Raw genomic sequence first — 15,388 nt, 5'->3', positions numbered from 1 at the left:
TAAGATGACTTCAAATCATCATGACGAGACAGGCGGCGAAGACCGATCTTGCGGCGGAGAGAGGGCATGAGTTTCGACACGCGGCTGCTGACCGGGGTCGGCGTTTTTGGGGCGGTGATGGAAGCGGGCAATTTCGTGCGGGCCGCGGATGTTCTCGGCCTCACGCCATCGGGGGTCAGTCGTGCGGTAGCGCGGCTCGAACAACGCGTCGGCGTCAGATTGTTCGACCGCAATCCGCGTGAGGTTACGCTAACGGAAGAGGGCGCCCGCTTCCATGCCAGGATAATGCCGTTGCTGGCCGGGCTGGAGGAGGCGGCCTCCGAAGCCGCCGGTTCGGCGGCATTCGTTGGCGGGCGGCTCAGGGTTTCGATCGATCCCTGGTTCGCGCGCATGGTGTTGGCGCCGAGGATCGGTGAATTTCTGGCGCGCTATCCGGCTCTGACGCTCGATCTGACCACCAGCAACTATCGCGAAGAGATGATGAGCGGCGCGGATGTCGCAGTGCGGTTCGGTCCGCCGGACGAATCGTCGCTGATCACGCGCAAACTGCTGGACGTACCGGTGCTGACCTGTGCCGCCCCAGCCTATCTCGATCGTCACGGCGTTCCAGCCACGCCCCACGACCTGATGCACCACGATTGCATCCTCTTTCGCGACCCACAGACCGGGCGGCCGTTCACCTGGNAATTCCAGGGGNATAACGGTGCCATCGAGATCAAGGTGGCAGGGCGGTTGGTCATGGACGATCCTTCCGCTGCCGTCGCGGCCTGTCTCGCGGGGCAAGGCATATTCCAGAGCTTTGCCATCGGTCTCGCAGAGTGGCTTGAGAGCGGGGCGCTGACGACGATACTAACGGAATGGTCCGGCGAGCGGTTTCCACTTTACGCCTATCATCCGTCACGCCACATGCCACCGGCGAAGGTGCGGGCTTTTCTGGATTTCGTTCAACGGATCGCGGTGACGTAGCGCGGGGTGCATTCTTGCCGCGTCGCATGATTGGTGTTTACTGGTCGCATGAGCCGACGGGGAGCCGATCATTCCTCGAGCTCACGTGTTTTCCTAACGGCCAACATTGGCCGAAGGAGAACTGAAATGAGTATGCCACCTTCGATCCACCTTCCCGTCCGCAAAGCGCAGATCGTGAAATCGGCGATATGGCCTCCTTGCCTTGGATTCCGACCCGGCACATCGCTGGTTGCGCGAAATGGCGACGACGGTTTGTCGCCAAATAGCTTCATGAATTGGATGGGATGGGGTTGGAGGCAGAGGCGTGACTGAGCAATTCAGGTGCCTGTAATCTAAGGGTCTTCGGTTCTGTTCCCATCAAAGCGTTGATCAATGACGTTTTTCGTCTGGCTAATGGAGCGTGCTATGAAATATCTCAATAAAAAGTGCGACTGAAGGGCACCACGGCAGCGCCCATGGCTGGCGCATCGCTGGAAATTTCGGAGACGATGAATTTTGGACCGGGGCGTTGAATTCCCTATCTAGGCCTATCGAAGATTTTTGTGCGTTCAATCATGATTACGGCCAGATCCCTGGGAATTTGACCGCCACAAACGTTTGCCTATGGTCCAACATGGCGCGGATCGCATTGACCAGACGATTGTAAGTGGGAGTAGTTTCATCTAGCCAATCGGCACCTGCTGGCCAGTGTTGCGCGCCGCGGTGAGGGTGCATGGCATGACGAGGCTGACGGTACGCGGACGCCGCTTTCCGTTCCTGCGCCGACGCTGATTGACGAAATGCATGGTTTCATCCCGCTGCACATGTTTGAGCCAAAACTCCAGATGAAACTCGCTCCCCCGCGTCCTGCGCTTCCCTCGCACCACCACGTGGCGGTGCTCGGCATGGGAATACCGAATGCTTGCAACCGGTGCGATGAGTTTTTGCCTCAATGAGAGCTTGAAGCCATAGGATCATGCCGCGGGCTGATCCACATTGAAGCTGCTGGGTTCGGCGCAGTGGCGACCGGCGAGATTTATAGCCCAACCATGATACACGGCCATCTTCTGCTCGCTCCAGACATGGTGTCATGGAACGCGATTAGAAGGAAACTATCCTAGTCATATTGGAAAGCTGAAGATTTNATCGATGCCATCAGACAAATCGTTGGGAGGGGTTGATGGCTCGGCTCCCATCACGACGAGTAGTTGCGGTTCAGCCGTCGACGCGAAGGGGCTTGATCATCTCGATGCCGAAAAGTCTTTCTATCAGTCATGACGATGCATCCGCTCATTTTGGCGGTGGCCGCGATAATCGTGGTATGCACTGTGCCAGGCTTGCCGGCCAGCCAACTGGGGGGGCGGTCGTGGCCTTCCAACGATCCGCGGGTGGGTTTGTCGTGATAATTTCACATTACGTTGACTGTTGTTTAAGGGGTGGTCGGCATTGATGCCGCGGATTTTACTGCTTCAGAGGTCCGCCCCTTGTTTTTCGCAAATCTTCAAATTTCGCAGCGTGTTATGCTTCTAGCGGTTATGGCTTTTGTTGGCATCCTCGCGATCTGCGCCATCTTTGTCAGCCAGCGCCAGATAGAGCACGGTTATAACACTATTGCTGAAGGGCTCTCTCAAAGAAAAACTGAAGTTGCACACATGTCTGCGATTGTAGGTAACAGCTATCTGTTCGAGCAGACGTTTCTGCTTCAAAAGGACATGGTCGCCACGGAGAAATTTCAGGCGGCCATTGCTCAAGCGCGCGACCTCCTCGCTACTCTTCGAGGCTCCGCGGATCCAGAACATGCAGTCCAGCTCGAACAACTGAGCAGTGGCCTCACGGCGTACGAAGCCGAATTCGCCACACTCGTCAAAGACAACCAGGACCTTGGTCTTGATCAGAACAAGGGTCTGCAGGGCGCAATGCGCTCGGCCGTACATTCGATCGAGGAACGCCTGGAAGCTGTTGAAGACGTAGCCATTCGGGCTAGCATGCTGATGCTTCGCCGGCACGAGAAGGATTTCATGCTGCGCGGGGATGCCGCTTACCTCCAAAAGCACACGGCGGAAGCCGAAACCTTTACAGCGCTCGTCAAACAAGCTTTTCGTCCAGGCGCTCAGCGCATTCGAGTGATGGACGCTCTGGACGTCTATCGGTCCGCGTTCCGCTTCTATGCCGAAGCGAGCCTCAAGGAGGCCCAGACGCAGAAGAATGTTGCTGCGGCCTATCATTCACTTGAGCCACGAGTGCAGGCTGTCGCCGCCGCCTATGAAAGCAATCGAGAAGCTATCCTTGCAGAAAATGCGAGTGTCGCCTCACGCAACCTTATGATCGTTGCTTGTCTGGTGCTGCTCGCTGTCGTTTGCCTCGGCGTGGCCGTGTGGCTGATTGGTCGGTCGATTACGAGGCCGGTCGTCGCCATGACCGACGCGATGCGTATACTCGCTGACGGCCGGGCGGATATTGTCATTCCTTCGCTTGGCTTCCGGAATGAGTTTGGCGCCATGGCTGGTGCGCTCGAGACGTTTCGGGAGGCGGCCATCGCCAACCGCCGTCTGGAGGAGGAAGCAGCTGCAGCGCGTGCTGACGCCGAAGGCGAACGGCTTCGCCTGCAGCATGAGGCAGAAACCGAAGCGCGTGCACGCNTGATGCAGGCCACGGAAAGTCTCGCAGAAGGGCTGCGTCGTTTGGCAAGTGGTGACCTCGCATTCGAGCTTACCGAGCCTTTTGCGCCTGATTTNGAAAATTTGCGCCGAGATATCAACCAGACTGTTGCCCAACTCGCTGACGTCATGACCTCAATCGCCCATACCAGCCATTCTATTGAAGGCGGCACCCGTGAAATCGCAGGAAGCGCCGACGATCTTTCCCGTCGCACCGAACAGCAGGCGGCGTCGCTAGAGGAAACCGCCGCCGCGCTCGAACAGATCACCGCTAATGTCAGCAATTCCTCTCGGCGATCGCAAGAAGCCCATAATATCGCAAGCGAAGCCAATGCTGCTAGTCTGCGCACATCTGTGTTGGTTTCACATGCGCTGGACGCGATGGCCCGTATCGAGACATCTTCGGCACAGATCGGCGGGATCATTGGTGTTATTGACGAAATCGCTTTCCAGACCAATCTCCTCGCACTCAATGCCGGGGTCGAGGCCGCTCGTGCAGGGGAGGCCGGTCGCGGTTTTGCTGTGGTGGCCCATGAGGTGCGTGCTCTTGCTGGCCGATCAGCAGAAGCTGCACGTGAGATCAAGCAACTGATCGAGGCGTCTGACCGGGAAGTTCTGGATGGTGTGCGCTGCGTTCGTAATACCGGTGAAGGTTTGACTGAGATTGCCAACCGCGTGGAAGCAATCACCACAAACGTCGAAGCCATCGCGCTTTCGGCCCGCGAGCAATCAGTCGGCCTCAACGAGATTAATACGGCCGTCAATCTGCTCGATCAAGGAACGCAGCAAAATGCGGCCATGGTCGAGGAAANCAACGCGGCGAGCGCACTTCTCATGAACGAGGCGGGACGTTTGCGAGAGTTGGTCGGCATGTTCCGTCTTCAACAGGAACGAAATAGAGATTTAAACAGCTGTGAGGCCAAAGGCATGGCTCACGCAGCGTGAGGTGGAGCTGAATTGCCATTCCCGGCAGGTATGGAGTTCGGGCATCTGACCTGGCCGTCTAATCTCTCAGGCGTTTGGACGAAATTACCGTGTAGCTAAAGCGTGCGCCCACGGCTGCAGAAAAGCGCAACAAGGATCGGCCACCACAAGAACCCCGATCTTGCGACCTGTGGCCAACTGTCTATCGACGAATTCCATTTNGCTTTGACGGCGGAAATATTAAGGTAATCACCGGGAAAGTGCATACACATTTTATCATTACGGCATCGCCCCGGAAGTATCGTTGCGAGCGATATCGACACCCTCACAACAAGTGGCGATCTCTCACGCTCAGGCCATTTGTAACCTCGCTTGATATTTCTGCTAAGCAACGGAATGCAATGGTGGACACTCTGACCCCGTTCATCAGCCACATATTACCTCTCCCGAGTTTTGGTATGACAGTGACCGCATCGTGCACTCGCGCCGGCAATTCTCAATTACGTCTTGAGACTTAAAGAAATTCTAAGGGTCCTGTAAAAACGAAATCGCGTGTCATCCGTCTTTTTGGTCGATAGCTCATGGGACGTCCTCTGCTTGCAACATTACAAGGTCGTTTGACATGAATCTGTCATAACGCGGATATAAAAAGAATGTCCGGCCCGGTGCGAGCTTTGGAGTTTGAAACATTATCATGCCCATTGCTGCTGCAATTGCGTCCGCTATGGTCGTCTTCCATTTACTGAGTATTGTGATCGCATACCTGCGTCTTTCCAGAACGGAAGAGCATAATGCGCTGTCGCGTGAAAAACCTTCCGTATCGGTGGTGATACCGCTCCGAGGTATTGAGGCATTCAGTTCACTGACGATTGATCGTGCATTTCATCTCGATTGGCCAAACTACGAGCTTATTTTTNGCGTTGCCGACTATGGTGATCCGGTCGTCGCCGAGGTTAAGGCTTTCATGCTGGAACATCAAAAGAGACGTGTAGTCTTGCTTGTGGGAGATGACAAATTCAGCGCCAACCCAAAGCTCAACAACTGCGCAAAAGGGTGGCACATTGCCCAGCATGAATGGGTCATACTCGCCGATTCTAATGTTCTTATGGCACCAGATTACATTTCAAGACTGATATCTGCATGGCAGCCGTTGAGTGGAGTTGTTTGCTCACCTCCACTGGGTACACGGCCACGTGGTTTCTGGGCAGAAGTAGAATGCGCCTTCCTCAACACCTACCAGGCGCGATATCAATATGCGGCAGAGGCTGCAGGAGCGGGGTTCGCGCAGGGCAAATCCATGCTCTGGTACAAGCCTTTCCTCGACGCCAACGGGGGCATTGATGCACTCGGTGCTGAAATTGCGGAGGATGCCGCAGCAACCAAACTTGTCCGTGCCGCCGGACGTTCGGTTCATCTAGTTTCGCAGCCGGTCGAACAGCCGCTTGGTCAGCGCAGTCTGAAAGAGGTCTGGTCCAGGCAGGCTCGCTGGGCGCGGCTCCGACGCGCAACGTTTCCGCAGTTTTATGTGCCTGAGGTCCTCGTTGGGTCTGTACCACCACTCTGCTTGGCGATGGCCGCAGCCGTTTTGTTCGATCTCAACGCCATTAGTTGCGTAATCTTGCTTCTCGCTGTTGCCTCTGCCATGTATGTTCCCGAGCTTGCGCTTGCGCGCTTAAAGGGATGGCCTGTTTCCAGGTATCTGCTACCCGCTTTGATAACTCGCGATCTAATTTTGCCAATGATCTGGTTATGGAGCTGGATGGGGCACTCGGTATCTTGGCGTGGAAACCTGATGACCGTCAAACCCAGTCAAAACCTGTTGAAAACCACTGAAACTTGAAGAAGCATTTGAAACTCTGGCGCATCGCCAATGTTTAACGCGCTTATTTAGGTTCAAAGCACCACGTCATACGCTCTTCGGATTTCTCTTATTGCCGTAGCGGATTGGATGAGAGATTCTCGCTGCGCAGCGCCCGATATCAGTTCTGGATGGCTGATCAGATCCGCGGCGTCAAGAGAAGCAAAATCTAGCTCCGTTTTCGTCGCCAACTCAGTAAGCGATACCTGATAAATTCGAAACGGGTCTAGATCCAATGTCTCAAGGTCGTTTAGCAGATTGTCTTGCGAAAGTATAAAAGCTGCACAACGCAATCTCTCGTCAGTTCCGACGTAAGCAATCATCTTCCAGTAGGCGCGGGGAATGAGGGCACCTCGGTAGGCAATATCATCACTTGCAAAAACCGGGCCGCCTTGTGCCGACAATTTGATTTCCTTAAGGTCGGCCTGCTCAAAGACAAGGTTCTCCAGTCCACCCCACAGGCCTTTCCGTGATGACTGGTTGTAGCGCTCGTGTTGAGGTGCGATATTTGTGAAATAAAAGGAGTCGCGGTTGGCCTGTTCAGCCTCGACAACTGTTCCCCAGCAAAGATCGGCACGTCGTGCGATATGCCCGCGATCAATCCTGTTATCGACGTAGAACTCGTCCCCGAGCTGATATTTTGCATCAATCCTCGGATCAATGGCGAAACCGCGCCTCGGTAAGGCCACCATGCGGGTCCCGTCAATATTCCAGGCCACGTAGCGCGCCATGCGCCGCTTTGTGCTCAGGCAAACCGAAAANTGGGTATAGGGCAGTGTCTGGGCACGTCCAAAGTTGACCGCATCGCGTTTCAACGATGTGGATAATCCAGGTTCAGGAACGGAAAACCCCAGGAATTCTGCATCGTATCCTGTTCGGGGGACGACGGTCGCCATTGCTTCGTGCGCAGATCCGAAATCGACATCCGACTTGAGAACAAAATCCAGTTTTTNCTGGATCGATGCGGGATAACAGGCAAGCGCATGTTCGTCGGAAACACCATCAGTCTCGCCGGCAAAATGCAGACCCGCAAAAATATCCGTGGTCTTGCCATCATCAAAGATTAGCCATGCGGAGCCGGAGTCACCCCCNTTGCTGATCTCTCCATCCGCAGGCATGGCATCCTTGTCCGGCCCTATTTCGAAACCGCCGATCGCCTGCTCTCCCGCAGGCAGACCGTAGTTGATCTTGGCCATGACATCGACACGACGAACAATACCGCGTGTGACTGCCGTAGTACGCCCTGACTTGATGACCGTATCACCGATTGACACCCGGGCCATACGCTTGGGAATGACATCAAGGCCGTACACGGAACGATCAAAATCCCGGTGTCTAATCCTTGCAAGCGCGCAGTCACCCGCTGCACCGATATGGCTGCGCATCAGATCGCCCGCTCCATTGAGCGCCGTATTGTTGTCATCGTAAGGGCCGGGTTGGACAATCGCATCCCCGATATGGCCGCCATTTCCATTGAGGACGTGCCAGTTGGACAAGATGCAAGGTGATCCTGTTGAACGATCAAAANCGATGAGACCGATGGTGCCGGCGCTTTCGGCAATATGAGCGACGCTGACGCCCGGCCTGATCGGGTCGATGCGTTGCTTGCGCAAATCCAGTTGCTCAGCAGTAACAAGCGTGTAGGAGGGGCCGTACGATCTTNCAATGACGTCCGTCGGTACAGGGNTTCCGTCGACATCGATCATCTCGGGAATGCGGGTGGTGGGAAGAGACTCGAGAGCCGATTCCCCTTTCCGACCGACTGTAAATTGCAGGCAGACTGCCCCGTCGCCATTCTTCAGCCCTATGCCGACTGAGGTGATATTGGGGTCTTTTAGATAGTCAGAAGCCTTGGCGCGAATATGTCTGCGCAGATCATCTTCAGTCACAGTGGCAGAGGCTTTTGCGCGACCGGTTGTCTTGCGGACCATGTCATCCTCCCAAAATAAGCACTCCCCTTGAGGGAGGACGAAGCTCCCCTGAGATCGTCGTAGAGATAAAGTCACGTTAGGAGTCACGTATTTCAAACCGATGACACCCTGCAAATATTGAGGCGTGCTGTTGGTGGAAAANTGATAATTCGCCAAGTCCGGTATTTTAGCAATAGTGAGAGCAGCGCTGCACCATCTTCTCCACACTACCCCGACGGCGCGGCACGCAGATGAGATGGCATGCGCAGCTACCGGCGGGCGCCGGGTCTGCGTCCCGTGCGTTGCGGGCAAGATCGTGAAGTGCCTTCTCTTCCTCATAGCTGTGAAGGCCGCCAGATCGACGGATGGCGGCATTCGGATGACGAACTTCTCGGCGACAACGACGGCGTCGGTATAGCCGCCGAAGGTGCGGTCGCCGCTGATCCTGGCATTACTCCGGCAACCAGACCTTACTATTTAGTCTAGGAAAAGCGATTGGGGGAGGGGTTTTGAGACGTGACATCTCCTAAATTCGGCCTTCGCTTTCACTGAAACAAATATCGGTTGGTGTGGTACCAGTCCACCGCCTGAATGCCCGCCGGAAATTGTGAGAGTCCCTGAAGCCGACCAGTTGCCCAATGGTTTCAATTGGAAGTGTCGACGTACTGAGCAGCGCCAAAGCGCGCTCTTTACGTAGCATGTCTTGTACCGCCTGAAACGTTTGCCTTCTTCGGAAAGCCGACGGCGTAACGGTCCTCAAAGTCGAAATAGGTGGAAAGTTGATCGATGATGTCGGACGGTTCGCCGAGATCTCGGAGCCGAGAAGAGCGTCGAGGTCCGTCGGCAGAATTTCCAGTTTCAGTTCAATTTCCGTCGTCGTGGCACCTGTTTGCTATCCGTATTGATAACGCTCGTGATATCTGTGCGGTTTCATGCGTTTCATTATCACATTACAACAGTCGCGCATCGACCGACGGCCGCACCCGCGCCCCGGTTTGCCACAGCCCATCAGAGGATAACATATTGCAGGATGGTTCAAAAGACAGCTCGCCATTGGCTTCTCAGCGTGACGATGTCCTACAAGCCGGGGCCATATGCATGCGGCGTACGAAGTCGGGTACAGTGCGAGTGCTCTTGGTCGGCAGTCGGCGAAGTGGCCGATGGGGGTTGCCCAAGGGCCACATCGAAGCAGGTCAAACGCCGCAGCGCAGCGTGAAGCCTTCGAGGAGGCTGGAGTGCGCGGCAGCGCCGTCGAGGCGCCGTTTGGAAGCTTCACCTATACGAAAGACAGCAGTGCCAGGCTTTTTTACGTGACCGTTCACCTCCTTGAAACCCAATTGGTGGCGAGATCCTATCCCGAGAAAGCTGCTCGAAAAAAGCGGTGGTTCTCGCTCGAAGACGTAGCGAAGCAAGTTAGCCAGGCTGGCCTCCGAGAACTTCTTTACCAGCTGGCTCAATCCAACGCGCCGGGTTCAATCGGTAAACACTGACTGGCACGGTTCGAGGTCAGTAGGTCGAGACCTGGTCGCCAACGGCCTTCCTAGAGGAGCGCTTACCCTTCTTCGGTGCTTTGATCGCAACGGTGTCCGGCTCGTCGATATCATCCATGGACGAAGGATCGAGACGATGCTTGATGGCAAGTGCGTAGATTGTGTGAAGGATATTGGAATCCTTCAGGTCGGGATCGCTCAGTGCCAGCAGTGATGCCTTAACGATTTTCTTGCTCGTTGCCTTGCGACACTCTTCGACGACATGTTGATAAAGCGCTTTGTCGGTCAGGCCAGCCTGAGCGCCTTCTACGAGCGCGTGATAGATCTTTTNGGTTTTGTCCGGCATTCACAGTTTTCCTTTTTCCTTCACCGCACTCAATGTCATTTAACTGTCACAATCAAGATATGCGTAAATCCTGGTGGTTTGGCTCGAATCCGCGTCGCTATACGACCAGGTTGCATGTGCATAAGTTGGGTTTACGCGCGAAACTCCTATGGGCCCACCGTCCTCCTCACAGCTCTTTCGGGAGCTGCCTTTATCATGTCCTCTCGATACGCCGTCGAGGAGCGTGTCGCGGTACAGGAGCATTTGAAGCTGGACACTCTCGCCGAGGAGCTGGCATTGGGCGCGGAGGTGAGGAGCGACGAGGCGAGACTGTACGTGATGTGCGGCGAGGATCGCCACTTACAAGCCTTTCATACGGAAGAACATTCGGAGCAGGGTCGTGATGCCGCTGCGACAAAACTTGCCGCGCAGGGATTACCGGTCGTTGAAGCTGAAGCGCTGAGAAAGCTGGTGATCAACGCTGAAGAACTCGATAAAATCGAAGCCGCCGCAGTCGAGGCTTTTCAGGCGGGCGACAGGGCTACGGCCCAGGCGCAGTTATTTAGGCCGGAGCATGAGCGGGCGCGACGGGCACTTCTGGACACCGTCAGCCACTTTCTGACATGACGCGCGGCGCGTAGTGCATCGCAGCTTGAAGCAGCACAAGCGCGCAGCGACCAGTGGAACCTCGTGGCCAAGATCATGCTAGGGCTTACCGGGGCATTGTTTCTCGGAGTGCTTTATTTCATCTTGCGGCGGCGGGTTACGATGCCGTGAATGCGCATGACGGGAATTGTCGGCAGGTTGGCCAATGGCAAAGCGAAAGCTTCTCAAAGACCAAGATCGACGGAAGCTTGTCGACATATTCGATCAGGACACTGTCCTCGACATCCATGAAAACTTTACCGACACAGGCGGCGCGAGTGATCCGGGACGATCTGCTCCATCTCGCGNCGTCGATCACGACGCGGTCCGTGGTGCCGTCTATCGAGGGCAATCGTCAGGCCCCCCGCGTTGTTTGCTAGAAAGGCATGAAGAGGTATCGGGCAACTCGCCAGATGTGCCGCAGTAGTCCCGGACCACTCGCCCGGCCTTCATCGATAATTGCCGTCCCGCTGACCGAGTTTCCGACGACAGACGGGTCGTTGAACCACATGCCGGAAAATGACATCTCCTGCCCAAGCGTAAACTCGGTCCGCCGATCCCAGCAGAGCAGACTTACTGGAGGTACGGAGAGGTTTCGCGTAAGCGCTCGAGTCTGTTGGCCCTCGGACGTCAAAACCACATAGCCTGGCCCTGTGGCTACCGAGTAGAACGATCCGAGACCAAGCAGGTGAGTAGCGACGTGTGCGGTATAAACGGAACTGAGGCCGACGCTGCTTGAGAAAGCCAGAAGATCAGACATCCGAAAAACGAGTTCTTGCCCTTCAGCAAGATCGATCAGAACCAATTTCAAGTCGCCTGGGCTCGAAATCGTGGGGTGATGGACTGCTGGAATCGCGCTGTTGACGGTTATCCTTGTCATTAGATATTTGCCAACGGCAAACCGCGAAAAGAAGAGCGAAAACGGTTTGGGAACCGAGGTCCTCATGTGAGTACCAGCTCCGACTCGCATAGCCTGAAACACCACGTACCAATCGGTCGCTATTCCGCTCGTTACTGGATCGGTAGCAAGATTGATCTGGTGATGAGTGCCAAAAGAGATCGCCGATGGCGCGGCGGTACTTCTCTCAAGCCGAAATCCCAAGGCACTTCGGGGACCGAAACGGGGAGAATGTACACTGTCGAAAAGCAATCGGCCGAGCACGAGATTAAGGCCGCCGACAATACCAGCAGCCAAAATGATATAGGTTATGTAAGAGAGGATACCAGACAGCAGGAAGAGGTATTTCGCTGTCGTCCGGAAATCATCAAATATCTCGTGAATAGTTTCCGGCCCAGCGGCCTTAGCGTCAGCCGTTGCAGTTGCTGCATCTGCATTGAATTNGTCAGCTTTCGCCTTCGCTCTTGACACCGTATTGGCCTGAGCCCGGTTGAAAGCCGCCTGCGCTCCCTCCTCAACTGCAGAGATTATCGATCTGCAGAGGCCACCTAACGATATGGGCGCGCGTAGAACCCGAAAGTTTGCATTCCGGCATGCATGACCTTCGTCGATATCTCCCGGACGAAACCGCTCCATTTCATTATGTACAACCCCGGGAAATTTGCTGGCGGCATCGGTCGAGAGAGCGGTCCCGGTCGAAAGGCTTTCCAGGAACGCCGCTGTGCCGACACGCTCCCTCTCGTCGATTGTGAAATAGACGTCCCTTTGAAGTTTCGATCCCTTTTGAGCATCTTCGCCCGGGGCGCTCTGGATTACACCGGAATCATATACAGCTTCTAAGAGTTTGGATTGGACCGCATGGTTGATGAAAATGCCGATGATAACAAGAGCGACAGTCGGCAACCAGAAAGCAGAGACAAGCTTCATGAGTCTTGCGATCGGTAACTGCTTTCGCAGCTTGAACAGTTGAGCCCGTTCATTCGAGTGGTCGATCACGAGTTGAACGGCGTAGTTAGTGACAAATAGCATCAATGCGAAAGCAAGTGCCCCACCCACGGCAAAATATGCGTCCCCTGTCTCCATGCCCACAAGTACTCCGGCGGCAACGCAAAGCATGGCATACGCAACCAGCTTCACCCGGGCCGTCGTGAGCATTGTTACGATCGTGAAGAAGGAGAGGATGCCAATAAGGGGTAGAGGCACATTGACTACAAAAAGTCCGGCCGAGGAGGCCAATGGCCCCATCGAGGCGACGACGCCGGCACCCGCCCATTTTCTACAAAGAATATAGGCTGCAAATATGTAGAACAGAATTGGTATTGATAAAAGCGCCGCGACCCGGAGACTCCATTCCCCAAGTCCACCTTCAAGAGAAGTGCTGCCGATCTGGACCAGAATTGCGATTGATAATACCGAGAACGAAATTATACCACTATACCTTTTCCACATATTGAAAATCCCGCCCCAATAGTACTGTCTGCAAAGTGTAATTAATACGTGATCTCTCTTTCGCTGCAAGTGATCTCGTCTCTGTACGGGCGGTTAGCTAAGGCAGATATGCGAACTACCAAAATCCCCCCCNTCCCCCGGCTGAGGCGTAACCGTGGTAGGTCGAGAACATGGGCTATCGCACCACATGATTTCGTAAACCATTGAAGAAATTATGGAAATCAGAAGTACGGTCGCTGGCCGTTAGTTCGAATCCGTTCAAGGCGGTGGCTTTCGTTTTGGCGTCCTCTCATCCTGAATGGGCTGACGCGGGCGGGATCGGGCAGGGCGGGCGCAAGCCGCAACTAAGCTCAATTCGGCGTACGGACACAAATCGCGAGGAGCGATAAAGAAATGAAGGACTGGGACCTCTCTGAAATTCGGCGGGCGTTAGCGCCNTCCGGAGGGCTGCGGACAACAATCAACTGCGGCAATCCGATACTCGCAAGGCACGAGCAGACGACACGCGAAGTTTCCGGCATGTCGGTCGATCTCGCGCGGAAGCTCGCCGAGGAAATTTCCGTCCCGCTTGACCTCGTAGTCGTTGAGTCTGCAGGCAAGGCGGTCGCGGCGGTAGAACGCGGCGATGCCGACGTCGGCTTCTTCGCGCGCGATCCTGACAGAGCCGGCCTCATTGCCTTTACCGAGCCCTACGTCCTTATCGAAGGCTGCTATCTCGTCCGCGAAGGGGCGTCCATTAGTACCATCGATCAGGTGGACGAGACGGGCAACAGGATCATGGTCGGGAAAGGAAGCGCTTATGACTTGTTCCTGTCTCGCCACATCGTCCACGCCACTGTCGAACGGGTGCCGACCTCTCCAGCAGTCGTCCAGGCATTTCTGGACGCAGGGCAGGCGTTGCTGCCGGCGCGCGTCAGCAGCTTGAGAAAGATGCGGCCTCCATCGGAGGCCTTAGGATCATTCCCGGCAGGTTTATGGTGATCGAACAAGCCATGGGTGTGGCGAGGAGGCAAGGAACCATTGCCGAAGCCTTTCTCGCAGCGTTCGTCGAACGATTGAAGTTGGACGAGTTCGTGGAGCGCGCGTTAAAGCGGCATCGGGTGGAAGGAGTGGCCGTCGCCACAGTCGCCCGCTTTTAAATAGACATGCCGAGAGGAATATCATCAAGACAACCGCTCGTCTGCCACTTTATCCGATTGGCTCGTCCCTGAAAGCTACCTACCGGCTTGTTCAGCCGGCGGCGACGCATACTATCTCTTGTAAGATCTGAACCGGAGCATAGCCATGGATCAACACGACGCGGCTCATATGCTGTCGAACGTCTGCATCGAGATTTTTCCGCCCGACCGCGACGAGGTGTGCACGTTGGATGCGGCGACCTGTCCGTGTTGTCAAAAGCTGCGTCCGGCGTCGAGCATGGATGACGATGGCTGCGGGATCTGCGACGAATGTCTGGCACCATGAACGGGGATCGTCAAACACCGCCCGCTGTTCCGGCCACGTTCGAATACGCGCTTGCCAGATTGTCAGACGGCTATGTTGACGGAAATTTNAGCGGTCGACCATGGGGCGTCACAGTCAAGCGGTCGGAGGATGGCAAACGGATCTGGCTTTATGGCGAAGCGCTTGCCGGAACTGATATCGTCAGCTTCAACCTCTATCGATTGGCTGGATCGAGAATGATCCTGAAGCCATGCGAAATGTCCTCCACCAAGGTGATCGATTTCGTTCTTGGTTTCGAGCCCAGCACCCGAGAACGCTGCGGCTCGATGACAATGACCGAAAAATAAGCACGGACTCCATCTTGCGTTGCAACACGAGCATGGCTGTATTGCGATCTGAACGCTAGCCCTTCAGGCAGCCTTTGGTATCTTCAAAACATCGAAGCGATGCACCTCCTCCCGCAGAGCTTCGTGTTTCAGGCGACCCGTTCCTCCTCCCAAGGGNCGCCCCTGACGGAACAGCGACACTCCTCCTCCCAGCCGTTGTTCAATCTTTCGAAAAGCCCGGAATTTAGCCTTCAAAGCAGAACGCCCTGTTCCAGCGGCTCTCCGGATTTGAAGACGATCGTGGATCCATATGGTTCGCGGGACGTGATGATCAGCGCGTCATTCGGTAACGGATGGGCCAGCCCCTTGCCTCATCCCAAGGCGCCCGCATCCATATGTCGGTCTCTTCCTTCGTCAGCAACAGGACCGGCATAGCCTTTTCAGATCGTGTCCCGCAGCGTGGTGTAGCTTATGACATCCACGGCGTATTCCGGGCTTGGCCGGATGATTGTCAGCGT

12 protein-coding genes and 1 pseudogene are annotated in these 15,388 nt (G+C 55.4%); 9 read left to right on the top strand and 4 right to left on the bottom strand.

What is annotated here, in order from left to right; genetic code table 11:
* The first annotated feature begins 66 nt into the window (after positions 1–66).
* The 3 genes from CUC55_RS00250 to CUC55_RS00240 all read left to right on the top strand — a co-directional run bounded on the left by CUC55_RS00250 (position 67) and on the right by CUC55_RS00240 (position 6,366).
* Complete coding sequence (locus CUC55_RS00250; RefSeq protein ID WP_103086633.1) at positions 67–966, top strand: LysR family transcriptional regulator; 900 nt, start codon at positions 67–69, stop codon at positions 964–966.
* A gap of 1,499 nt (positions 967–2,465) precedes the next feature.
* Positions 2,466–4,547 (top strand): methyl-accepting chemotaxis protein, encoded by a 2,082-nt coding sequence (locus CUC55_RS00245; protein WP_103086640.1) that lies wholly within the window; start codon positions 2,466–2,468, stop codon positions 4,545–4,547.
* Positions 4,548–5,217: 670 nt separating this feature from the next.
* Entirely contained in the window at positions 5,218–6,366 is a 1,149-nt protein-coding gene (locus tag CUC55_RS00240) for a glycosyltransferase (protein ID WP_425352693.1), read from the top strand.
* Between the two features lie 53 nt (positions 6,367–6,419).
* On the opposite strand, the gene CUC55_RS23455 is transcribed toward CUC55_RS00240, so the two are convergent.
* Together CUC55_RS23455 and CUC55_RS23450 are read right to left on the bottom strand one after the other, a co-directional pair.
* Complete coding sequence (locus CUC55_RS23455; RefSeq protein ID WP_425352692.1) at positions 6,420–7,280, bottom strand: DNA/RNA non-specific endonuclease; 861 nt, start codon at positions 7,278–7,280, stop codon at positions 6,420–6,422.
* A gap of 1,540 nt (positions 7,281–8,820) precedes the next feature.
* Positions 8,821–8,994, bottom strand: coding sequence for a helix-turn-helix domain-containing protein (locus CUC55_RS23450; protein ID WP_082760389.1), 174 nt, complete (start codon positions 8,992–8,994; stop codon positions 8,821–8,823).
* A gap of 535 nt (positions 8,995–9,529) precedes the next feature.
* Between CUC55_RS23450 and CUC55_RS23360 the strand changes: the two genes are divergently transcribed.
* On the top strand, positions 9,530–9,784 hold the full coding sequence (locus CUC55_RS23360) for an NUDIX hydrolase (RefSeq protein WP_342585734.1): 255 nt from the start codon (positions 9,530–9,532) through the stop codon (positions 9,782–9,784).
* A 16-nt stretch (positions 9,785–9,800) separates the two neighbouring features.
* Here the strand turns inward: CUC55_RS23360 and CUC55_RS00220 are convergent, their stop codons facing one another.
* Positions 9,801–10,130, bottom strand: a complete 330-nt coding sequence (locus CUC55_RS00220) for a hypothetical protein (protein ID WP_245417661.1) — start codon at positions 10,128–10,130, stop codon at positions 9,801–9,803.
* 195 nt (positions 10,131–10,325) lie between these two features.
* Between CUC55_RS00220 and CUC55_RS00215 the strand changes: the two genes are divergently transcribed.
* From CUC55_RS00215 to CUC55_RS00195, 5 genes are all read left to right on the top strand, one after another.
* A complete protein-coding gene (locus tag CUC55_RS00215; protein ID WP_067653979.1) occupies positions 10,326–10,736 on the top strand; it encodes a hypothetical protein in 411 nt (136 codons plus the stop codon).
* Between the two features lie 2,758 nt (positions 10,737–13,494).
* Entirely contained in the window at positions 13,495–14,082 is a 588-nt protein-coding gene (locus CUC55_RS00205) for a transporter substrate-binding domain-containing protein (RefSeq protein ID WP_210176176.1), read from the top strand.
* Positions 14,076–14,240: a hypothetical protein gene (locus tag CUC55_RS22955; RefSeq protein WP_210176178.1), complete on the top strand. Its 165-nt coding sequence runs from the start codon at positions 14,076–14,078 to the stop codon at positions 14,238–14,240. Before CUC55_RS00205 ends, CUC55_RS22955 begins: the two co-directional genes overlap by 7 nt.
* Positions 14,241–14,385: 145 nt before the next feature.
* Positions 14,386–14,565, top strand: a complete 180-nt coding sequence (locus tag CUC55_RS00200; RefSeq protein WP_103086629.1) for a hypothetical protein — start codon at positions 14,386–14,388, stop codon at positions 14,563–14,565.
* Positions 14,550–14,891: a hypothetical protein gene (locus CUC55_RS00195; protein ID WP_103086628.1), complete on the top strand. Its 342-nt coding sequence runs from the start codon at positions 14,550–14,552 to the stop codon at positions 14,889–14,891. Before CUC55_RS00200 ends, CUC55_RS00195 begins: the two co-directional genes overlap by 16 nt.
* 230 nt (positions 14,892–15,121) lie before the next feature.
* On the opposite strand, the pseudogene CUC55_RS00190 reads toward CUC55_RS00195, so the two are convergent.
* Positions 15,122–15,312, bottom strand: a pseudogene (locus CUC55_RS00190) (SOS response-associated peptidase); the annotation flags it as partial.
* Positions 15,313–15,388 lie beyond the last annotated feature (76 nt).

It is taken from the genome of Agrobacterium bohemicum (assembly GCF_002896715.1).
GTDB classification, from domain to species: Bacteria; Pseudomonadota; Alphaproteobacteria; order Rhizobiales; family Rhizobiaceae; genus Agrobacterium; species Agrobacterium bohemicum.
This window is presented reverse-complemented; position numbering and strand designations above follow the sequence as displayed.

Bases quoted from the DNA above. Each gene is read 5' to 3' on its own strand.
- CUC55_RS23450 (WP_082760389.1), bottom strand. From the start codon at position 8,994: ATGCTACGTAAAGAGCGCGCTTTGGCGCTGCTCAGTACGTCGACACTT.
- CUC55_RS00215 (WP_067653979.1), top strand. From the start codon at position 10,326: ATGTCCTCTCGATACGCCGTCGAGGAGCGTGTCGCGGTACAGGAGCAT.
- CUC55_RS22955 (WP_210176178.1), top strand. From the start codon at position 14,076: ATGGTGATCGAACAAGCCATGGGTGTGGCGAGGAGGCAAGGAACCATT.
- CUC55_RS00200 (WP_103086629.1), top strand. From the start codon at position 14,386: ATGGATCAACACGACGCGGCTCATATGCTGTCGAACGTCTGCATCGAG.